The organism is Streptomyces sp. NBC_01497, from assembly GCF_036250695.1.
GTDB lineage: Bacteria > Actinomycetota > Actinomycetes > Streptomycetales > Streptomycetaceae > Streptomyces.
Genome location: NZ_CP109427.1, coordinates 7,924,506 through 7,945,321, shown reverse-complemented (window position 1 = coordinate 7,945,321; position 20,816 = coordinate 7,924,506). Strand labels below are relative to the sequence as shown.

The following is a 20,816-nucleotide window of genomic DNA, read 5'->3' as shown; positions in this document are numbered from 1 at the left end:
CCCGGACCGGGGCCGTCGCAGCACGCCAGCCGTGAGGCACGGCGGATCCCGCGGCCGGGCCCGGTGGCGGAGGTCTTCCCGGGCCCCGCCCCCCGGGCAGGCCGGATCGCCGTCTCCTTTCGCGTCCCACGTTCCGAGCGGTGCTGCCCAAGACGCGCCGCGCCGTCTAGGCTGGACCATGCAGCTGGTTCGCCCTGCCCGCCAGGCAGACGCGTCGTAAGAGGGAACCCGGTGGGAATCCGGGACTGCCCCGCAGCGGTGAGCGGGAACGACCGCCGTCATCAGCACTGGGCCTGAAGGTACGGGCCTGGGAAGCGACGGCCAGTAGATGTCCTCCCCCGGGAGGGCGTGCCCGCGAGTCCGAAGACCTGCCAACTGCCCGCGTGCGGAGCCAGCCTCGTACGCGGACCTCCCGGTGACCTCGTGGGCGGGTCGGCGTACGCACCGGACGGAGCATCGCGCCGACAGCGCGCGTGGACCGTCCGGTCTGTCCTCCCTTCGCCTCCGTATCCCCTCGCCGGGATCCTCAGGAGTCATCTCGCGAAGGAGATTTCCGTGACCAGCAAGTCCGCAGCCGCGGCAGCACGGGCCACCGTGTACGGCTACCCCCGTCAGGGACAGAACCGAGAACTGAAAAAGGCCATCGAAGGCTACTGGAAAGGCCGCGTCACCCCGGACGGCCTTCTGGCGACCGCCGCCGAACTCCGCCGTGACAACTGGCGGCACCTGGCCGAGGCCGGCGTCGACGAGGTTCCGACGGGCGACTTCTCGTACTACGACCACGTCCTTGACACCACGGTGATGGTCGGCGCGATCCCCGAGCGCCACCGGGACGCCGTCACCGCCGATCCGCTCGGCGGTTACTTCGCGATGGCACGCGGGACGCAGGACGTCGCGCCGCTGGAGATGACCAAGTGGTTCGACACCAACTACCACTATCTGGTGCCCGAGCTGGGCCCCGGCACCGTGTTCACGGCCGACTCGGCCAAGCAGGTCACCGAACTCAGGGAAGCCCTCTCGCTGGGCCTTGCCGCCCGTCCGGCCCTGGTCGGTCCTGTCACCTATCTCCTGCTCGCCAAGCCCGCCCCCGGTGTGCCCGGCGACTTCGACCCGCTCACTCTGCTCGACCGGCTGCTCCCGGTGTACGCCGACGTCCTCGCCGACCTGTACGCCGCGGGCGCCGAGTGGGTGCAGCTGGACGAGCCGGCCCTCGTCCAGGACCGCACCCCGGCCGAGCTGAATGCCGCCGCACGCGCCTACCGGGATCTCGGGGCACTCACCGACCGGCCGAAGATGCTGGTCGCCTCCTACTTCGACCGTCTCGGGGACGCGCTGCCGGTGCTGGCCAAAGCACCGGTCGAGGGACTGGCGGTGGACTTCACCGGGCCCGCGGCGGCCAACCTCGACGCCCTCGCGGCGGTCGGGGGCCTGCCCGGCAAGCGTCTGGTCGCCGGAGTGGTCAACGGTCGCAACATCTGGGCCAACGACCTGACGAAGTCCCTCGCCACCCTCGGCACGCTGCTCGGTCTCGCCGACCGGGTCGACGTGTCGGCGTCCTGCTCCCTGCTGCACGTCCCGCTGGACACGGCGGCGGAACGGGACATCGCACCGCAGATCCTGCGCTGGCTGGCATTCGCCCGGCAGAAGACCGCGGAGATCGTCACGCTCGCCACGGGCCTGTCCCTCGGCACCGGGGCGATCACCGCGGAACTCGCCGCGAACCGCGCCGCCCTCGCGTCCCGGGCCGAATCCCCCGTCACCCGGGACCCGGCCGTCCGCGCCCGCGCCGCGGCCGTGACCGAGGCCGACGCCCACCGCTCCCAGCCGTACCCCCAGCGGGCCACGGCCCAGCGCGCGCACCTCGGCCTGCCCCTCCTGCCCACGACCACGATCGGCTCGTTCCCGCAGACCGCGGAACTGCGCGGCGCCCGTGCCGACCTTCGCGCGGGGCGCATCGACACCGCCGGATACGAGGAGCGCATCAGGACCGAGATCCAGGACGTCATCTCCTTCCAGGAGAGGACGGGCCTGGACGTCCTGGTGCACGGCGAGCCCGAGCGCAACGACATGGTCCAGTACTTCGCCGAGCAACTGACCGGCTACCTCGCCACCCGGCACGGCTGGGTGCAGTCGTACGGCACCCGCTACGTCCGGCCGCCGATCCTGGTCGGTGACATCTCCCGGCCGGAGCCGATGACCGTGCGCTGGACAGCCCACGCGCAGTCCCTGACCGATCGACCGGTCAAGGGCATGCTCACGGGTCCGGTCACCATGCTCGCGTGGTCCTTCGTCCGCGACGACCTGCCTCTCGGCGACACGGCACGGCAGGTCGCCCTGGCCCTGCGCGACGAGGTGGACGACCTGGAGGCGGCCGGCACCTCCGTCGTCCAGGTGGACGAGCCCGCGCTGCGGGAGACGCTCCCGCTGCGGGCCGCGGACCGCGCCGCCTACCTGGCGTGGGCCACGGAGGCGTTCCGGCTCACGACCGGTGGGGCGCGAGCGGAAACCCAGATCCACACCCACATGTGCTACGCGGAGTTCGGCGACATCGTCCAGGCGATCGACGACCTCGACGCCGACGTCATCAGCCTGGAGGCCGCCCGCTCCCACATGCAAGTCGCGCACGAACTCGCCACGCACGGCTACCCGCGTGAAGCCGGGCCAGGGGTGTACGACATCCATTCGCCACGCGTTCCGAGCGCCGAGGAAGCCGCCGACCTGCTCCGCACCGGGCTGAAGGCCATTCCCGCCGACAGGCTCTGGGTCAACCCCGACTGCGGTCTGAAGACGCGAGGCTGGCCCGAGACCCGCGCCTCACTGGAGAACATCGTCAGCGCGACCCGCACGGTACGAAACGAGCTCGCCTCTTCCTGACCGGGAGTCGCGCGCGGCCGGGGCGTCCAGCGGCGGCCCCGGCCGCGCGCGACGGGCATCGGACCTCAGGAGAGAGGCGCGAGGGGCCCATAGGCGCAGCGCACGCCACGGGAGATCGTGGGGGACAGCGCGTGTGATCGCATCGCACCCGCGCGACGTCGGGGGTTGCCTCACCGTGCGCAGGCAGCCCGGGCGCCGGCTGCTGATCGCACTGGACCAGGGGGCTCACGAGGGTCACAGGGGTCGACTCGGCCGTCCCCGCAGCGTGTACGCCGATGCCTCACGCGACGACGAACAGCCCGGCTCATGACCTCCGGCCGCGACACGCGAGCCACCGTTCTCGTGAGCGCTTCCGTCCTGCTGGAAGGAGCGGGCTCCGGGCCGGCGCCGGTCCTGCTGCACGTGGCACGCGGCAAAACACCGGCGGAGAGCCGAAGCGGTTATTGGAAAGGGCACCTTCAGGGCGCTGTCCCGGTGCATCTCAGCACCGAGTTGGCCGCGCCCCCCACCCCCGGCTTCGGGCCGCGGCCCGCTGCCCGATCCGGGCCGGCTCCAAGACGATCTGCGCCGTTGGGGCGTGCGGAAGGGCTCTCCCGTCGTGGTCTACGACGACGAGGGCGGCCGGGCCGCGGGACGGGCGTGGTGGGTCCTGCGCTGGGCCGGGATCGACGGTGTCCGGCTCCTGGACGGGGGGCTCGCCGCCTGGCGCAGGATCGGAGGACCTCTGACCACGGACGTACCGGATCCCGCACACGGGGACGCGGTCGTCGAGCCGGGCCGCCTCCCCGTCCTGGACGCGGCGGACGCGGCCCGACTGGCCCGTCAGGGGCTGCTCCTGGACGCGCGTACCGCGGCCCAGTACAGGGGGGATCCCGGGGCGGGGGACGACTCGCCCGCCGGCCACATCCCCGGGGCGATCAACGCTCCCACCGCCGGGAACCTCGACGCCGACGGCGACTTCGCCGATGGGGAGACGCTGCGTGCGCGCTTTCACGCGCTGGGCGCGGACGATACCCGAAGCGTCGGCGTGTACTGCGGTGGGGGCGTTGCCGCCGCGCACGAGATCGCCGCCCTTGCCGCCATCGGTATCAACGCGGCGCTCTATCCCGGCTCTTGGTCGGCCTGGGTCACCGATTCCACCCGCCCTGTCGCCGTGGGTCCAGAACCGGGCTGAGAGGATTCCCCGGGTCCCGGAGAACCTGGGCTTCCCAGAAGAGTGCGGCGGTCGTCCGAGTCCGGCATGACGACGGGCAGCCCGCCCGCCCAGGAGAGACGGATGAGGTACGCACGTGAGTGACCCGGCCGCGGCTGCCACTGGTCCGTACACGAAGGAGAGCAGCGCGGCCGCCACGCGGCTGGGCAGCGGTTTCCTGCTCTGGCTGACCGGGTTGGCCGGCAGTCTGCTCGGCGACGCCGTTCTGTACTTCGCACTCGGCTGGGTCGCGTCCTCCTTCGGGGGCGGGTCCGCGGGTGCCGTCCTGACCGCGGTGATCGTGCCGCGGTCGGTCCTGCTGCTCTTCGGTGGCGCGATCGCCGACCGCCGTGGGGCCAGGCAGGTCATGATGGCCGGTGACGCGGTGATGATCCTGGTGACGCTGACCGCGGCCCTGGTCTCCGCCGGGCATCACGCGTCCGTGTGGCTGCTGATCGCGATCGCCCTGTGCGTCGGCACCGTCGACGCCTTCTACCTGCCCGCTTCGAGTTCCATGCCCCGCCGGCTGGTGGCGGATCAGGCGGTACCCAGGGCCCTGGCCGCCCGCCAGGTCGTCGGCAGGGTCGTGGCGTTGTGCGGAGCGCCGATCGGGGGCTTCGTCGTCGGTCTCAGCGGCCTCGACGGCGCTCTCCTCCTCGACGCGGTGACCTTCACCCTGATGCTCGTCGTGCTCTTCTTCGTCCGGGTTCCCGGCCGGATCGAGCAGACCCCCGAGAAAGGCATCTTCCAGGAGATGGGCCGTGGCGTCCGACTGGTGGCCCAAGAGCCCCTGTTGCGCGCGACCATGGCGCTGATCGCCGTGTCGGCGGGTCTCCTCCTGCCGGTCACAGCCCTCATGGTGCCGCTGCTGGCCCGTCAGGCCCACTGGGACGCGAGGACCGCGGGCCTGGTGATCGGGGCCTTCAGTGCTTCCAGCGTCCTGGTCGCCGTCGTGGCACTCTCCCGCGGCACCGCTCGGAGAACGGGCCTGTGCAGCGCGCTCGGACTGCTGATCGCGGGACTGGGAGTGGGTCTTCTCGCCCTGACCGGATCGTTGGTCGTCTGCGTGGCCGGAAGCACCGTAGCGGGTCTGGGCACGGGACTGTTCAGCACCCATATCGGTCCTCTGGTACTGCGCTCCGCGCCCGAGGCGTACATGTCGCGCGTGCAGTCGATCAATATCCTGGTCCAGACCCTCCCGCTGGTCGTGAGCAACAATCTGCTCGGGTTCTGGTCGGACTTCGCCGGCGCCCGGCAGACCACACTGATCTGCGCGGTGGTGACCGTCGCCGCCGGAATCCACGGCTGCCTCAGCCCCACCCTGCGGTCCGTCACCTTCGACTGAGGAGCGCCGGTGCCATCATGAACAGTGCTTCATCCATACCGGCGGCGGCATGGCGCGCTGCCACGTGGCTCTGCTCTCCGGCGTCGACGGCCACTCCGTCACCAGGCGACCAGAACCTGGTGGTGTCGTGGTCACCGAAGTGGCCGGCCCTCTTCAGGACAGCGCGGAAGGGCACCTGAACAGGTTCTTTGCCTGATCGGCACCCTTCACGGCTCCCCTTCGGACCACGCAGCGGGATACACGGGAACTCCCGTCACTCGCCGCCGCCCCGGTCAAGCGGGCGCGTGCGCGCCCCTTCGGGTGGCGAGAGCACTCACCGATCGGTGAGCAGGCCCATGCGCAGGGTCTTGACGGCGCGGGTGATGAGGCGTGAGACGTGCATCTGCGAGTAGCCCAGTTCCTCACCGATCTGGGACTGCGTCATCTCCTGACCGAAGCGCATCCGCAGGATCCGCTGCTCACGCTCGGGCAGCTCGGCGACCAGGGGCGCGAGCGAGGTGAGGTCCTCTACGAGCTCCATGCCCGGGTCGATGCTGCCGGTGAAGTCGGCGAGGCTGGTGTTGCGGCCACGGGCAGCGTCGCCGTTGTCGTAGGGCATGTCGAGGGAGTCGGTGTTGTAGCCGTTGGCGGCGATGATCCCGTCGAGGATCTCCTCCTGCGGCCGGTCCAGGTGCGTCGCGAGTTCGGCGACGGTCGGGTCCCGGTCCAGGCGCGCGTGGAGGGCGTCGCGGGCCTTGGCGAGTTCGCTGCGCAGTTCCTGCAGACGGCGGGGGACGTGGACGTCCCAGCTGGTGTCGCGGAAGAACCGCTTGATCTCCCCGACGATGTAGGGGATCGCGAAGGTGGCGAACTCGTTCTCGCGAGAGAGGTCGAAGCGGTCGATGGCCTTGATCAGGCCGATCATGCCGACCTGGATCACGTCCTCCATCTGGTCCCTGCGGTGGAAACGGCGCGCAGCGAAGTGGACCAGGGACATGTTCATCTCGACGAGGGTGTTGCGCGCGTACGCGTACTCACGCGTCCCCTCCTCCACGCTCTGCAACCGGTCGAAGAACACCTTCGACAGGGCCCTCGCGTCCTTCGGCGCCACCGCCTGGGGGTCCTCGACCCACGGCAGCTCACCCACCCGCTCGGAGACGGACAGGGCGGCAGAAGCGGTGAGGACGGGGCCAGCAGTCATACGGGAGGACCTCCAGTTGCCAGGGTTGGCAGTGAACCGCGTTCCCCTGAATGGGCCGGCCAACCTCAGGCCGATCCGCTGCCGCGCTTCGCGGCCCACGGGCCGGTCCGGATCAGGGACGGGAACCGCGGGTCAACCGGACCCGCTCACGGTACGGCCCGGGTTGTACGGCCCCGACGTCGCGCGGATGGCACCTGCGGTTCCTCCGGCGCGCGGCGGCCTGCGGGTCGGCGGCGCGACGCGGGCCGGCAGCCGTTCCTGACGGTTCACAACCTCCGCGAAGGACATCGCGCGCCTGTCCCCCGCCGCCCGTCGAGTGCGGATGCCGGAGACATCGATGCCGGTGGCGCCCACGGCGAAGGCAACGGCCTCACCGCTCCGCCGATCGCGTGGCGGGAACGGTGAGCGCGGTGAGTGCGAGTCCTTCGGCGATCAGCCACCGGCCGTCGAGGCAGTCGGGCCGGTGACCCGCCGGCACGGGATGCGGGGCCAGGACCTTCCTCCGCATCAGGAGCGATAAAAAGCGAACGCCGACCCGGACGCGCCAGCGGTGATCCGGCACCCCCGCGGAGCCCGTTCAGCCGGGAAGGGCGGCCCGGGGAGGGGCTATCCCCGGGACCCGGGCCCCGCCAACTTCTTGACCACGACGTCGATCGCCCTCATATACCGCTCGGCCTCACCGCACTGATCCTGTCCCGACGGCCGAGTGCTCTCACTCTGTGCGACGAGCCTGAAGATCAGCGCACGGATCACCATCTGCTGCCAGTCGGGACGATCACTCATCCGCGCCGGCAGGTCGGGCGGAAGGTCGAACCACAGCAGGCCGTCCGCCACGACGACGGCCTCGGCGAACACCGGAGGCCGCCAGTACGGCGAAAAGTCGATCACGGCGGGCTCGGCGTCCGCGGCGAAAAGCACATTGCCGGTGAGGTCGCCGTGAATGAGCTGGGCCGCGTCCTGCTCAACCGGCCGCCTCAGCTCCAGCAGCGCCGAATACGGCGAGTCGAGGTCGTCGGTCACGTCGATGCCCCGTTCGCCCCACGCGACCCGGTCGGCCACGGCCCAGGGATGGGTGCGGTGATCCAGGAAGTCGGGCCGGGGCAGGTGTCGCAGGGCGGCGTGAAAAGCCCGCCCGGCGCTGAGCACACCGCTCCACTGTCCCCGCGGACCAGGCTCGCCCGTCAGGAACTCGCCGGCGGTCCAGCCGTCCACGAGGCTCCGCCCGTCCGTGGCACGGAGCGGCCGCGGTACGCGGAATCCCCTGCCTGGCGCCAGTGTCTCGAACAGGGAAGCAGCCCACTCGACCTCGTCCCCGGCTCCCTCGGCGGGCTTGAAGACAAACCCACCGACAAGAACACTTCTTCCTTGCCCACCGGGCAGCGGGACAGGGGCGCCCCGCACACCGAAGGCATCGAGGACCGGACGGGGCGGAATGGTGTCCCTCTGCTGTTCAGTCACGACAGGCATCCTGCCGACACCGCCGTGCCGAGCGCAGCATCTTTTCGCCTCCCCGGCCTTCACCCGGGCCCACGTGGCCCGTCCGGATGAGACCGAGGCGCGCAGAAGAACCGAGCCGGAGGGCGGCACATGGCGCCGGCACACGCCAAGGAGCGGAACCTTGTCCAGCACACCACCCCGTATCAGCACTCTCGACGTCGGCGACGGCTCCGCAACGGTTGTGGAAGCGACCGCAGGCCGAGAAGGCCGTTAGGCGCGCAGGCACCGCGCGTTCGCCAGGCGCGCCTCGCTCCCCCGGCTCCCGGCTCGGCGACACACGTCCAGGTCAGGGCCGGACGGCGCCCTCACGCAGCGCCTGCACCGCTGCGGCGAAGGCGAGACCACCGTCCCCGAACGTCACTTGTGGCAACGGCGCGTCCGGAGTGGCGACCAGATGGTCCCGCAGCTCTTCCACTCGCTGCATCAGGATGCGTTCCTTGCCGGCCATGGCCTCGACGATGTGTGCGCGGTAGGTGTCGAGGTGTCTGCGGACGATTTCCGCGACGAGTTCGGGGCGGCGGGCGAACCCCTGGGTGTTCAGGGAACCCTGGGCGAGGTGGTAGCGCATCAGGGGAGCCGGTACGACGGCGATCCGCCATCCCCGGGAGGTCACCTTCAGGTAGTAGTCCCAGTCCTCGTAGTCCCCTCGCAGTTCCTCGCTGTATCCGCCGCACTCCTGCCAGCACGACCTGCGCAGCAGCGAGGACCCCGGGCAGTTGTTACGGGGCAGGAACTCGGTCAGGCCGCCCCCGGACGGCTTGACCACCCACTCGCCCGCGCCCCACGTCCGCAGCCAGCTCCCCGCGACGGCCAGCGACGGGTCCGCCTCCAGCAGTGAGACGGTCTCCTTGAGGTAGTCCGGTTCCATCCTGTCGTCGCTGTCGAGGACCATGACGTACGGGGTGCGAGCCTGTCGGATGCCGTGGTTGCGGGCCGCGGCCACGTGGCCGTGGGGCACGCGCAGGACGCGGACGCGTTCCGCGTCCAGGGAGGCGAGCACGTCCCGTGTGGCGGGGTCGTCGGAGGCGTCGTCGATCACCACGATCTCGGTGACATCGGGGTGGCTCTGTGCCAGGGCACTGTCGACGGCCCCACCGACGAAGACCCCGTCGTTGTGGCAGGGGATGACGACCGTGACGCCGGGGACCGACGCGTTCACCGGGACCTCCCGGACGCCGTCGCGGGGACAATGTCCACGCGGCCGCCGGGGGGCGCGGGCACCGACCAGCAGTCCCGGTCCGCGGGCAGGAGGATCTCGCCGAGGTCGTGCCCGAGGGCATCGGTCGTGTGAGCGCGGTGGTCGCCGGTGGCGGCGCCCGTCAGCACCAGGCGGTCGGCGTGCGTCGCGTTCAGTACGGTGGTGGGCCGTCCGCTCCAGGGCACCGGTGCCGGGTCGTGCACCGCGAACACGATGTCCTTGCGGTCGACGTCCCCGTCGGCGGGCTCCCACGCGGCGACGGCCACGAGGCGGTGCGACGCTTCGAGAGGTTGCCGGTGGCGGCGCATACGCGGCAGCCGTTCCGCGTACCAGCGGTGGTAGTGGCGGAGCACGTGTGCGCGGTCCGCGGAGAGCGAGGGCAGGTCCGCGCCGTAGGCGGGGATGCCGACCGCCATCATCGTCAGCACCGCGACCGCGACGTCCTGTGCCGAGTCACGGTCGGTGAAGGTCTGGTAGTCGTTGAGCGCCGCGGCGCAGTACCCCTGCACGTGGAGCGTGCGCAGGAAGTTGGTCTCCGGAGCGTACGGGGCGTCTCCCGCGCGTGTCATCGACCCGTGGCGGGTGAGGAACGGTGTGCCGTAGTTCTGCTTGAGTTCCACCACGGCGCCGGGGCGGGCACGGCGGGTCGCGGCATCGACTGCGGCGAGGGTGAGTTCCAGTCCGTGCAGCATCGACGTGGTGTCGTGCTCGTGGCGGGTGCTCTGGCAGCCCTCGGGCGGGAGCCAGTTGAAGAGGTCGTACTTCGCCCCGTCGAAGTCGTACGTCGTGAGGAGGTCCACGCAGACGCGGACCATGACGTCCCGTGCTTCCGGGGAGCGGAAGCACAGGGAGTGGAACTGGGTCTCGCTGCGGGCGGGGGCGCCCTGCGGGTCACGCATCAGGAGGTGTTCCCGCTCGGGCAGACAGCGCGCAGCGGGTCCCACGGCGTGCGGCGCGCACCAGATGAGCGTCTTGCCGCCCAGCTCCCTGATCTCCCGCACGAGGCCGGGCAGGTCGGGGAACTTCTTCGGGTCGGGTTCCCAGTCACCGATGTTCAGCGGCGTGTCGTAGGACGAGTCGAGGCCGGGGCCGAACCAGCCGTCGTCGATGATGAAGTGCCGGATTCCGAGGTCCACGCCACGTGCGGCGTTCTCCCGCACGAGGTCCTCGCTCAGATGCTCACTCCCCCAGTCCACCCAGGAGCACCACACCGGCTCCCACGCGTCGGCGGGAGCGGCGTCGCGCAGGTCGTGGACCGCGCGCTGCGCCCGGCTGAACCGGCGCAGCGCCTGGGACCAGGGCACGTGTTCCTCGCGGCCGGGGCGGTCCACATAGAGGTGGTCGGTGACGGAACCGTCCGCCGCGACGACGTGCGCGGGGATGGGGTGGTCCTGCGTGCCCCGGCTGAACCGGACGCCCAGCATGCCCACATGGACGTTGAGCGCCCGGTTGGACGCCGGCTCGATGACCTCGCACCGGGTCTCGTACAGCTCGCCCACCAGCCCGAGGGCCACATCCGTCGCGCCGTCGGGACGGGTGAACACGTACAGGGGTGTCAGCACGTCGTGCGCCGCACTGTCGGCGGTGCGGTGGAAGCGCCAGGCGCTGATCGGCTGCAGGCCGTTCATGAACCAGCGGCCACTGTCCGGGAGGACGACGTTGCGCAGGTTGGCCATGGGGGCGAACAGGTCGTGGGCCACTGAACGGATCGGGTCGTCGACGGACGGCGGACGAACGGTGACGGCCAGGGGCCGGGTCCCGGACGTGCGCAGTTCGACTCCGGTGCCGGGGTCGACACGGATGCCGGTGGCGTCGGGCGGCAGAGCGTCGAAGACGGCGAGCGCGCCGGACGCCAGTGTGACGGTGATCCGGAGGGAGTCCTGCATCGATGGACCTTCTTCCTTGAGACAGCGCCGGGTCAGTCGGCCGGGGAAGGATCGGGGTGCGGGAGCGTCGCGCGGTCCCGGGAGAGGATGCCGGTGGCGCAGCCGATCCCGCCGGCCGCGGCGAGGAGTTCGCCGATGGCGACCTCGGCCGCCACATCGACACCGGCCGCGTCGAACACCTTCCGCACGTGGGCGGCACCGGTCGGCATCACCACGGTGCGCGGCGCCACGCACACGACGTTCATGCCGAATCCGTCGGTGATATCGGGGTGCTCGGCCAGCGGAAGCAGGGTGTGTCCGAGTCGGCGCAGCAGCTCTGCCATGGCCGTGTCCGCCAACTCGTGCCGGATCACCGCGAGATCGTGGTCGAGGAACTGCACGAGTCCGAGCAGGTGCTGCACACCGCGAGGCATTCTGACGGGAACGGTTCGCGCACCGAAGGTCGCCAGCGTCTCGGTGAGCTGCCTGGCGCCCTCCTCGTTCGTGCGGTTGCCGACGCCCACCAGCGCCACGTCCGGGCCGGCCCACAGCACGTCGGCGCCTTCGAGGGTGCCGCTCCCGTGAATCGTGCGGATCACGGGAATGTCGAGGGACGCGAGGAGCCGTGCGACCAGGCGGGACTCACCCGCCCGTACCTCGCTGCCCATGCGGGCCAGAACGGCTCCCTCGGGGGTCATGACGAAGGTGTCGCGGGCGAACATCCGGTTGTGGGTGCTCCGATCATCCGCGGCGACCACTGCCGGCCGAGCCTGCGTGTCCGCCCGCGCCGGTGCCGGCCCGGCCCCCGGGGGCCGCGTCCCAGCCTCCGCGGATCCCAGGGCGAGTCCGGCGGGCTGGGGCAGTTCGTGGACCCGCACGCCCAGAGCCTCGTACGTCCCCGCAAGGCAGGCGAGTTCGTCGGCCATGCGCGCGTAGTCGACGGTCCTGAGATGCTGCACCGCATCGGGGACGGCGGGCGGACGCTGTCCTCGCACGGGAATGCCGAGTGCGACCTCGCGAAGGCGCCCGTATTCGGAGTCCACGGTGCGCGGCGCCCAGAGACGTCCTTCGGCGACCTCGTCCCGGTGACGCCGGACCCGGGGGCGAAAGCCGGGGCCATGGTAGGTCGCGGGCGCTGAACTCCCGTCGTCCGGTGCCTGGTTCGTGGAGCCTGCGTCGGCGGCGGGCGTCGGCGCGGGCAGTAAGGGCTCGGTCATGTCCAGGTCTCCTCGGCCGCCGGATCGTAGCCCAGGGCCCTCGCCACCTCGGCGATGTCCGGGCGCCGGATCACGGGTTCGATGATCCGCGCCCGATCCCGCCAGCGTCCAGGCCGCGGCGGCTGCGTGGCCATGACCAGGGGTGCCGGACCGCGGTCCGTGTCCGGGCCGCCGCTCGGCAGCCCCGCGGCCTCCCGGACTCGGCGCAGCACCCGGGAGCGCCCCTCGGCCCCCGCGGCGAGATCCTCGAATCTCACCCGCACCTGCGCTCGGATCGGCAGAGGCGGCTCAGGTGCGGAGAGTGCCGCGAGAACGTACCGGTGCACCGAGGCCCACTGGAAGGCGCACACCTCGGCCAGCGGACGGTGCGCCCAGCTCTGCCAGCCCGGGGGCAGATCGAAGTTCCACCAGTGCCGGGTCCAGGGGGCGTCGGCCCGCGTGTACCCCGGGATGGACAGCGGCTGCCCGAGGTCCGTCGTGCGGTGGGAGAAGAATCCGTTGCTCCGCCATCCGTCCCACAGTCCGTTCACCGAGGCCGCCGGATTGCGTGTCAGGTGGACGACCGTGAACAGCGCTCCGGGGAACATCCTCTTGAGCAGGGGCAGCCGGTATGCGTCAAGGGGGGCCTTGAGCAGCAGAGGGACGTGTTCGAGCTCTCCCGGTTCCGGCACACGGCCCGGCGCCGGGCACACGAACGGCGGCTCCTCCACGCAGAATCCTGAACGCGGCGGCCCCTGCGGGGGCTGGGCACGCGCGAGGGCAGGGACATCGTGATAGCCGGCGTCCACGCGGTGGCCCGCGGCACGCAGCCGGTCGATCACCCGCAGGAGCACGGCGGAGTGATCCGCGTCGGACGTCGCGTCCGGCGGCAGTTCGCGGGCCGCGCACTGGAAGGCGTCGCAGAGCTCCTCGAAACCCAGCTGGATCTCCGGCCATTGGAGGGCGAGGCGCATCGCGCTCAGGGCGGCGGCGGAGCGGTCCCCCGGCGGGACACGCCCTCTTCCGAGGCGCGCCTCGGCGAGCAGCGCGCGGGACACCTTCAGGGCCCGGTCGCTGTCCACGTCCTGCCAGAGGTCGCTGCGCCCCGGAGCGGCGGGGGCGTCGATGCCGTGCAGCCGATAGAACGGTATGTGTTCCCCGGCCAGCGACGCCATGTCGCCCGCACGGGCGAGCAGTTCGTACAGGAGACTGGACCCGCCCCGCGATCCGGAGAGCACCAGCAGCACGTGCCGAACGGCCGTCGGGTCATCCAAGGGGGAAAGCGACTCGCGCACCTTCAGCGCGTGGTCCCCGACTGTCGCGAGCCGGTCGAGCGCTTCGACGCTGTCCAAGGGGATCTCCCAGCAGAAGTCACAGAATCAAACAGTCGACGGTCTGACCGCCCGCATCGGGTCCACCAGGCGAGGGACGGGGCCACGGCAGGTGCCCGGACGGCCGACAACCCCGTCCCATGTCGATAACAGGACCAACTACGAGCAGAGTTGACTGACGGACGGCGGGAAACGAGGAGGAAGGTCCGGGTCAATGCGGGTGACGGACGAAGAGACAGGCGCTGTTCGCTAACCGAGCACAATTAAACGAAAACAAACTGACGAGCCGATGAAACAGGTACGGCTTCGGCGCTGTCAACAGCACTGCAGGGACTGACTCGACGACCTCGCGGAGGAGCGCTGCGCCCCGAACGCCTCCACCGGCACTGCTGCGGCCCGCAGCCTTACAACACGGCACGGACCGTCCCGCAGTCTTACGGCACGGGCCGATGTCCGACTGCCGGTCGCCTCGCCCGTCCAACAGGCCTCGGGCCAAGGGTGCGGCAATGGCGTCGGAGTGGACGGAGTTGACGCCTGCACCGTGACGGGCGCACCCGACGGCTTGCGGCCTCACCCCGTCGATGCAACGCGTGACGGTGAGCGGAGCCGACTTCGCCGGCTTCCCGTGGCTCGGCTACGACCACTGGTTCCGCCTCTTCCTGCGACTGCCGCACCAGAAGCGGTTCGTGCTACCGGGGATCTCCGGCTCACGGTGGTGGGAACCGTACCTGGCGACTCCTGAGGATGTCCGGCCGCACTGCGCCAACTACACGGTGGCGGGCTTCCGCCCCGGGACGGCGGAGATGGACATCGACTTCGTCGTGCACGCAGGCCCGTCGGGCGAGAGCGACGGCGCCGCGGCGATCTGGGCATGCGCCGCCCGCCCCGGCGACCCCGTCGCCCTGCTCGACCAAGGGATCATCTTCAACTGCCCGGATGACGCCTCCGAGGTACTCCTCGCCGCCGACGAGAGCGGTCTGCCCGCCACAGCCGGGATTCTCCGCTCCCTGCCCCGGGACCCCGTCGGCCGAGCCATCCAGGAGATCCCGGTCGAGGGGGACCGACGCGACCTCGACGCACCGCCCGGAGTGTCTGTGACCTGGGTGGTCCGCGGCGACGCCGCCACAGTGCCCGGGGCCGCCGCGCTGGCGGAACTGCGCCGGCACCGGTCGGTCGACGAGAGCGGCTACGCCTTCGTCGTGGGCGAGTCGACGCTCGCGACCGAGGGACGGCGCCACGTGCACCGTGCGGGTCTGCCGAAGGGCCGCATCACGTTCTCCGGCTACTGGAAGCACGACGCGGCCAGGACTCTCTAGTGCCGCATCAGGCAACGTTCGCCGTGTGTTCGATGTGAGATACGGTCCTCAGCCATGGGCCAGTTGGTGGTGATCAGGCACGGCGAGACCGCATGGAGCCGGACCGGGCAGCATGCCGGCCGCACGGACCTGTCGCTGACCGAGGTGGGTGAGGACGTGGCGCGTGCGCTCGCGCCTCGGCTGGCCGAACGGAACTTCACCGCCGTCTACAGCAGCCCGCTGACCCGCGCGGTGCGGACGGCGGAACTGGCGGGGCTGAGGAGCGCGGAGCCCGACACCGACCTGATCGAGTGGGACTACGGTCGCTACGAGGGTCTTACTGCCGAGCAGATCCGGGAGCTCAAGCCCGGCTGGGAGCTGTGGCGCGACGGCGTCGACGCCGGCGAGGACCTGGAGCACGTGACAGTACGGGTCGACGCCTTCCTCGGCCGGGTCCGGCCGCTGCTGGACAAGGGCGACGTGGCCGTCGTTGCGCACGGCCACCTGTCACGCATCCTCACCGCGCGCTGGCTCGGCCTTGAGGCTTCGGCCGGGCGGCAGTTCGGGCACCCGCATCCGGGGACGATCAACACACTGGGTTACGAGCACGAACTGCCGGTCGTGCTCGGGTGGAACGTGCCGTGATAGCGGCTGTCCATACCCGGTGCATGGCGCAACTACTGCCGTGCCAGGCGACGTTCGCGCGTGTGACCACCCGACGCAGGCGGGCATCGGCGACGTGGTGGTTCGCCGGATGATGTAGCGCGGATCATGCTGCCCTGTTCCTTGTGATCGGCGTGGCCGGTACCGTCGGGGGTGAAGGCGCGCAGGGCCGTGAACTGGGCTTCGATCCTGTTCGGCCAGGAAGAGGCGGTTGCAGGTTGCCCGCCTGCGTCGGCATGGCTCGCGGTCGGGGCCCTTGTGCTTGCCGCTGCGCTGCGCCCACGGCCGACCCGGGTGGGGCATCAGGTTCAGCGGTCCGAACTCGTCCCTTCACAAAGAGTGTGTCGGTGGCGTCCCCGGCCTCAGGGAGAGTGTGTCAGTGGCAGTCCCGTCGCGCGCGCCCGCGCGAAGTCTCACGCCTGCCCACGTCGAAGTCGGCCTGCCGTCGGCCGCACTGGTGCGCGCTGGGGGCGTGGGCCCGTCAGGGCAGTGACCCGTTTGGCACTCCGCACGCCCTCCCGGGCCCGGCAGGCCGCCGCAATGATGAGCAGACCGCACGTGATCCAGGCGACTCCGCATTCCTGCCCTCCGGCAGGTGGACATGCGGCAGAAGGAGACCACGTTGTTGCTTCTCATCTCTCCCGACAGTGTCGAAGAGGCGCTCGACTGCGCCAAGGCGTCGGAACACCTCGACATCGTCGACGTCAAAAGGCCCGCAGAGGGCTCGCTCGGCGCGAACTACCCCTGGGTGATCAGGGAGATCCGTGAGGCGGTCCCGGTGGACAAGCCGGTGTCCGCCACCGTCGGAGACGTTCCGTACAAACCCGGCACGGTAGCCCAGGCGGCGCTCGGCGCGGCTGTCTCCGGAGCCACGTACATCAAGGTCGGCCTCTACGGCTGCACCACCCCCGACCAGGCCATCGACGTCATGCGCGGGGTCGTCCGGGCCGTGAAGGACTACCGGCCGGACGCGTTCGTCGTCGCCTCGGGCTACGCCGACGCCCACCGGATCGGCTGCGTCAACCCGCTCTCGCTGCCGGATATCGCCCGCCGGTCCGGCTCCGACGCGGCCATGCTCGACACCGCGATCAAGGACGGCACACGGTTGTTCGACCATGTCCCGCCCGATGTCTGCGCCGAGTTCGTCAGGCTGGCCCACGAGGCCGGTCGGATCGCGGCTCTCGCCGGGAGCGTCACGGTGGGGGACCTGGGCGCGTTGACGCGTATCGGCACGGACATCGTGGGAGTGCGCGGCGCGGTCTGCCAGGGAGGTGACCGAAGGACGGGACGCATTCAGCCGCACCTGGTGGCCGCCTTCCGGGCGGAGATGGACCGGCATGCCCGGGAACAGGCGGCGGCGATCGCCGCCGCGAGCTGAGCGCCGGCATGCCGGCAATCCCGCCCGGTCGTGCGCCGGCGACCCGGGGCGAGCGCTTCACCGTCCTCGATCCGGCTACGGGTGAGGCCTTCGATGAGGCTCCCGACCAGCGACCGGACGAGCTGGACGCGGTCGTCGAGCGGGCCCGCGAGGCCTGGATCGGCTGGCGGGCCGACCCTCCCGCCCGCTCCAAGGCGTTGCTGGCGGCCGCAGACGCCGTTGAGGCGGCCGGATCGGATCTCGCTCCCCTGCTCACCCGTGAACAGGGCAAACCACTGGCCGAGTCGTACGCGGAGATCGCTCGGGCGGCGGCCCGGCTGCGCTACTTCGCCGCGCTGGACCCGGGGACCGAGAAGATCACGGATGGCCGGCCGGTGCGTACCGAGGTCCGCTGGCGATCGCTCGGGCCCGTCGCCGCGATCGTCCCGTGGAACTTCCCTCTTCAGCTGGCGTCCGCGAAGTTCGCGCCCGCGCTCGCCGCAGGCAACACGATGGTGCTCAAACCCTCCCCGTTCACGCCTCTCGCCACACGCATGCTGGGATCCGTCATCTCCGCCGCCCTCCCTGAGAACGTCCTGACGATCGTCACCGGCCGTGAGCCCCTCGGTGCCCGTCTCGCGTCCCACTCGGGCATCCGTCATGTGACCTTCACCGGTTCGATCCCCACCGGCCGGGCCGTGGCCGAGGGCGCCGCCGCCTCGCTCGCCCGGGTCACCTTGGAACTCGGCGGCAACGACGCCGCCATCCTGCTGGACGACGTGGATGTGGAGGGAGTCGCGGAGCGGCTGTTCTGGGCGGCGTTTCGCAACTGCGGGCAGGTCTGCATGGCGGTCAAACGCGTCTACGCACCCGCCCGGCTCTACTCCCAGGTGGTCGAGGCCCTCGCGGAACGCGCCAGGACCGTCGTCGTCGGAGCCGGGCTCGAACCGGGCTCGCAGCTCGGGCCGCTCAGCAACGCCCCCCAGCTGGCCAGAGTCGAGGACTGCACGGCCCAGGCCCTGGCGGACGGCGCCCGAGCCGTGGTGGGCGGCCACCGGCTGGAGCGGCCGGGGTACTTCTACGCTCCGACCGTCCTGGCGGATGTTCCCTCTGCCAGCCGGGTGGTGACGCAGGAGCAGTTCGGGCCGGTCCTGCCGGTGCTGCCGTACGAAAGCCTCGACGAAGCCGTCACGGCGGCCAACAGCACCGGCTTCGGGCTGGGCGGCTCGGTGTGGGGGACCGACCTGGACCGGGCCGAGGCGGTGGCCGACCGGCTCGAGTGCGGGACGGCCTGGATCAACCACCATGCCGAACTGTCGCTCGCCCAGCCCTTCGCGGGCATCAAGGAAAGCGGCGTCGGCGTCGCGGGTGGACCGTGGGGGCTCTACGGAAATCTCAGGCCGTTCGTCGTGCACCGCCCGGAGGAAGCGTGACGACGAGGTTCGGCGCCGCGGTACTGCGCTCCTACGAGAAGCCTTTCACCCTTGAGGAGGTGGTCCTGAACACGGGACCGGCCGACGGCGAGATCCTGGTGAGGATCGCGGGCTGCGGAATGTGCCGGACCGATCTCGCCGTCCGGCGTTCGGCCGGACGCTCACGCTCACCGCTGCCCGCCGTACTCGGTCACGAGGGGGCCGGGGTCGTGGTGGGGACCGGCGGCCCGGCCACCGGCCTGAGCACCGGCGACCATGTCGTGCTGAGCTTCGACTCCTGTGGACACTGCCGGAACTGCTCGGGCGCGGCGCCCGCCTACTGCGACTCCTTCGCCTCTCTCAACCTCTTCGGAGGGCGCGAGGAGAACGCGGCACGGTTCACCGACGCGGACGGCGGCGCACTGGCTCCCCGGTGGTTCGGCCAGTCCTCGTTCGCCGAGTACGCGATGGTCCCCGCCCGCAACGCCGTCCGGGTCGATCCCTCGCTGCCCGTCGAGCTGCTCGGACCGCTCGGCTGCGGCTTCCTCACCGGGGCCGGAGCGGTGCTCAACTCCTTCGGCGTCGGCCCCGGCGACACCATCGCGGTCTACGGCGCGGGAGCAGTGGGCCTTGCCGCGGTGATGGCGGCCACCGCTGCCGGAGCGGTGACCCTGGCCGTCGACCGGCTCCCGGAACGGCTGTCCCTCGCCGAGCGGTTGGGGGCGCTCCCCCTGCACGCCGCGTCCACCGGCCTGCCCGAGCGTATACAGCGACTGACCGACGGCGGAGCACAGTACGCGCTGGACACCACGGGTTCCCCCCAGCTGATCAACGACGCGCTCAGGGCCCTGCGCCCGACCGGCCACCTCGGCCTGGTGGCCCGGCTCCACACCGCCCTGCCGATCGAACCGGGGGCACTGGACCGGGGCCGCAGGATCTCCCACATCTGCGAGGGCGACGCGGTGCCATCACTGCTGATACCGCGCCTGATCAGCCTGTGGCAGGCCGGGCGCTTCCCCTTCGACCAGCTGATCCGCACCTACCCGCTCTCCGACATCAACGAGGCCGAACGGGACTGCGATGCCGGCCGCGTGGTCAAACCCGTCCTGATTCCGCGGGAGGGATGCTGAGCCGGCCGACGCCTGCCTGATCGCCCGTCACCTGGCGGACGGGCCACTGCGCGGTGCTGCCGTGGGCCGGCCGTCCCGGCATACCGGCCCACACCGATCGAGGCGTCGCCGGCGGGACCGGCGTACGGGATGACCGCGGGCCCGCACGGAGGAGGGACCGCAGCCAACTGCCCGCCGCCTGGCGCCCGCCGCCTCGGCACCGTGAGCCCGGCGCAGGTAACGCACTCCATGTTTCTCGTTTCTCGTGGTCCCTACTCGTACCGACGGAGGACGCATGACCGGCACAACACATCGGAACACCAGTGCGGAGAGCGTGGAGGAGGGTGTCGGTCTGACCGCTCTCATGGTCGCCGCGGCGCGGGCGATCGAAACCCATCGCCACGACAGTCTGGCGCAGGACGTCTACGCGGAGCACTTCGTGCTCGCCGCCCCGGCGTCCGCGAGCTGGCCGGTGCACCTGCGGCAGGTACCGGAGGGGGACACGAACCCGCTGTGGGGCCGTTTCGCTCGGTACTTCGGTCTGCGCACGCGGGTCCTGGACGACTTTCTGCTGCAGTCGGTGCACGAGGGGGGCATCCGCCAAGTGGTGCTGTTCGGGGCCGGGTTGGATGCCCGGGCCTTCAGGCTGGACTGGCCTCCCGGCTGCGTGGTCTTCGAGATCGACAGGGAGGGTGTGCTGGAGTTCAAACACCAGGTGCTCGGCGGGCTGTCGGCCGCCCCGAAAGCGGCGCGCGTACCGATCCCGATCGACCTGCGTGCCGACTGGGTCGGAGCGCTGACCGCCGCCGGCTTCGACACCGCGGCACCGACCGTCTGGCTGGCCGAGGGTCTGCTGTTCTACCTGCCCTTCACCGCGGAGGTTCACCTCATCGACACGGTGGACCGGCTGAGCACGGGGGGAAGTGCCCTGGCGTACGAGGTCAAGATCGAAAAGGACTTGCTGGAATACCGCGACAGCCCGCTGTACACCTCTACGAAGCACCAGATCGGCATCGACCTGCTCACCCTCTTCGACGGAGATCCACGGCCCGACTCCGCGGGTGAGCTGGGCAGCAGGGGCTGGCACACGTCGGTTCACACCCCCTTCGACTTCACCCACCGCCACGGACGCGGCCCGCTGCCCGAACACAACGACGCGCTGGAAGGCAACCGTTGGGTGTTCGCGAACAGGCCCCACGTGTGACAGCGGCGTCAGCCGGTCTCACCCCACCGAGGCCGTGAAGCGGACAGTCAGGGCCACCGAGTACGAGGTGTCGAGTTCACGGCCTCACGACCTCGGGA

At 71.0% G+C, this 20,816-nt stretch carries 16 protein-coding genes, 1 pseudogene and 1 riboswitch; of the genes and pseudogenes, 9 read left to right on the top strand and 8 right to left on the bottom strand.

The window, feature by feature from the left end:
- Positions 1-168 precede the first annotated feature (168 nt).
- A riboswitch (cobalamin riboswitch) is annotated at positions 169-390 on the top strand.
- Positions 391-555: 165 nt separating this feature from the next.
- From metE to OG310_RS33540, 3 genes are all read left to right on the top strand, one after another.
- A complete protein-coding gene (metE, locus tag OG310_RS33550; RefSeq protein ID WP_329459614.1) occupies positions 556-2,874 on the top strand; it encodes a 5-methyltetrahydropteroyltriglutamate--homocysteine S-methyltransferase in 2,319 nt (772 codons plus the stop codon).
- A 577-nt stretch (positions 2,875-3,451) separates the two neighbouring features.
- The gene (locus tag OG310_RS33545) at positions 3,452-4,048 is read left to right on the top strand and encodes a sulfurtransferase (protein ID WP_329459613.1); all 597 of its coding nucleotides are present in this window, start codon (positions 3,452-3,454) and stop codon (positions 4,046-4,048) included.
- Between the two features lie 115 nt (positions 4,049-4,163).
- Positions 4,164-5,411: an MFS transporter gene (locus tag OG310_RS33540; RefSeq protein WP_329459612.1), complete on the top strand. Its 1,248-nt coding sequence runs from the start codon at positions 4,164-4,166 to the stop codon at positions 5,409-5,411.
- 313 nt (positions 5,412-5,724) lie between these two features.
- On the opposite strand, the gene OG310_RS33535 is transcribed toward OG310_RS33540, so the two are convergent.
- The 7 genes from OG310_RS33535 to OG310_RS33505 form a co-directional block, all read right to left on the bottom strand.
- Complete coding sequence (locus OG310_RS33535; RefSeq protein WP_329459611.1) at positions 5,725-6,591, bottom strand: SigB/SigF/SigG family RNA polymerase sigma factor; 867 nt, start codon at positions 6,589-6,591, stop codon at positions 5,725-5,727.
- 370 nt (positions 6,592-6,961) lie between these two features.
- The gene (locus tag OG310_RS33530) at positions 6,962-7,099 is read right to left on the bottom strand and encodes a hypothetical protein (RefSeq protein WP_329459610.1); all 138 of its coding nucleotides are present in this window, start codon (positions 7,097-7,099) and stop codon (positions 6,962-6,964) included.
- Positions 7,100-7,197: 98 nt separating this feature from the next.
- Complete coding sequence (locus tag OG310_RS33525) at positions 7,198-8,049, bottom strand: aminoglycoside phosphotransferase (RefSeq protein ID WP_329459609.1); 852 nt, start codon at positions 8,047-8,049, stop codon at positions 7,198-7,200.
- A 325-nt stretch (positions 8,050-8,374) separates the two neighbouring features.
- Positions 8,375-9,247, bottom strand: coding sequence for a glycosyltransferase family 2 protein (locus tag OG310_RS33520; RefSeq protein WP_329459608.1), 873 nt, complete (start codon positions 9,245-9,247; stop codon positions 8,375-8,377).
- A complete protein-coding gene (locus OG310_RS33515; protein WP_329459607.1) occupies positions 9,244-11,172 on the bottom strand; it encodes an alpha-galactosidase in 1,929 nt (642 codons plus the stop codon). The genes OG310_RS33520 and OG310_RS33515 overlap by 4 nt, the downstream gene beginning before the upstream one ends.
- A 32-nt stretch (positions 11,173-11,204) precedes the next feature.
- Positions 11,205-12,368 (bottom strand): dimethylarginine dimethylaminohydrolase family protein, encoded by a 1,164-nt coding sequence (locus tag OG310_RS33510; protein ID WP_329459606.1) that lies wholly within the window; start codon positions 12,366-12,368, stop codon positions 11,205-11,207.
- Positions 12,365-13,699 carry a hypothetical protein gene (locus OG310_RS33505; protein WP_329459605.1) on the bottom strand — a complete coding sequence of 445 codons (1,335 nt, stop codon included), beginning with the start codon at positions 13,697-13,699 and terminating at the stop codon, positions 12,365-12,367. Before OG310_RS33505 ends, OG310_RS33510 begins: the two co-directional genes overlap by 4 nt.
- A gap of 560 nt (positions 13,700-14,259) precedes the next feature.
- Between OG310_RS33505 and OG310_RS33500 the strand changes: the two genes are divergently transcribed.
- Positions 14,260-14,994, top strand: coding sequence for a siderophore-interacting protein (locus OG310_RS33500; protein ID WP_329459604.1), 735 nt, complete (start codon positions 14,260-14,262; stop codon positions 14,992-14,994).
- Between the two features lie 54 nt (positions 14,995-15,048).
- Positions 15,049-15,618 (top strand): histidine phosphatase family protein, encoded by a 570-nt coding sequence (locus tag OG310_RS33495; RefSeq protein ID WP_329459603.1) that lies wholly within the window; start codon positions 15,049-15,051, stop codon positions 15,616-15,618.
- 46 nt (positions 15,619-15,664) lie between these two features.
- On the opposite strand, the pseudogene OG310_RS33490 reads toward OG310_RS33495, so the two are convergent.
- Positions 15,665-15,963, bottom strand: a pseudogene (locus OG310_RS33490) (IS630 family transposase); the annotation flags it as partial.
- 295 nt (positions 15,964-16,258) lie between these two features.
- Between OG310_RS33490 and OG310_RS33485 the strand changes: the two are divergent.
- The 4 genes from OG310_RS33485 to OG310_RS33470 all read left to right on the top strand — a co-directional run bounded on the left by OG310_RS33485 (position 16,259) and on the right by OG310_RS33470 (position 20,718).
- On the top strand, positions 16,259-17,014 hold the full coding sequence (locus OG310_RS33485) for a (5-formylfuran-3-yl)methyl phosphate synthase (RefSeq protein ID WP_329459602.1): 756 nt from the start codon (positions 16,259-16,261) through the stop codon (positions 17,012-17,014).
- An 8-nt stretch (positions 17,015-17,022) separates the two neighbouring features.
- Positions 17,023-18,426 carry an aldehyde dehydrogenase family protein gene (locus OG310_RS33480; protein WP_329459601.1) on the top strand — a complete coding sequence of 468 codons (1,404 nt, stop codon included), beginning with the start codon at positions 17,023-17,025 and terminating at the stop codon, positions 18,424-18,426.
- Entirely contained in the window at positions 18,423-19,535 is a 1,113-nt protein-coding gene (locus tag OG310_RS33475; RefSeq protein WP_329459600.1) for an NAD(P)-dependent alcohol dehydrogenase, read from the top strand. Before OG310_RS33480 ends, OG310_RS33475 begins: the two co-directional genes overlap by 4 nt.
- A 274-nt stretch (positions 19,536-19,809) precedes the next feature.
- Complete coding sequence (locus OG310_RS33470) at positions 19,810-20,718, top strand: class I SAM-dependent methyltransferase (protein ID WP_329459599.1); 909 nt, start codon at positions 19,810-19,812, stop codon at positions 20,716-20,718.
- The last annotated feature ends 98 nt before the right edge of the window (positions 20,719-20,816 follow it).

Bases quoted from the DNA above. Each gene is read 5' to 3' on its own strand.
- OG310_RS33530 (WP_329459610.1), bottom strand. From the start codon at position 7,099: ATGCGGAGGAAGGTCCTGGCCCCGCATCCCGTGCCGGCGGGTCACCGG.
- OG310_RS33515 (WP_329459607.1), bottom strand. From the start codon at position 11,172: ATGCAGGACTCCCTCCGGATCACCGTCACACTGGCGTCCGGCGCGCTC.
- OG310_RS33510 (WP_329459606.1), bottom strand. From the start codon at position 12,368: ATGACCGAGCCCTTACTGCCCGCGCCGACGCCCGCCGCCGACGCAGGC.
- OG310_RS33535 (WP_329459611.1), bottom strand. From the start codon at position 6,591: ATGACTGCTGGCCCCGTCCTCACCGCTTCTGCCGCCCTGTCCGTCTCC.
- OG310_RS33480 (WP_329459601.1), top strand. From the start codon at position 17,023: ATGCCGGCAATCCCGCCCGGTCGTGCGCCGGCGACCCGGGGCGAGCGC.
- OG310_RS33470 (WP_329459599.1), top strand. From the start codon at position 19,810: ATGACCGGCACAACACATCGGAACACCAGTGCGGAGAGCGTGGAGGAG.
- OG310_RS33495 (WP_329459603.1), top strand. From the start codon at position 15,049: ATGGGCCAGTTGGTGGTGATCAGGCACGGCGAGACCGCATGGAGCCGG.
- OG310_RS33500 (WP_329459604.1), top strand. From the start codon at position 14,260: ATGCAACGCGTGACGGTGAGCGGAGCCGACTTCGCCGGCTTCCCGTGG.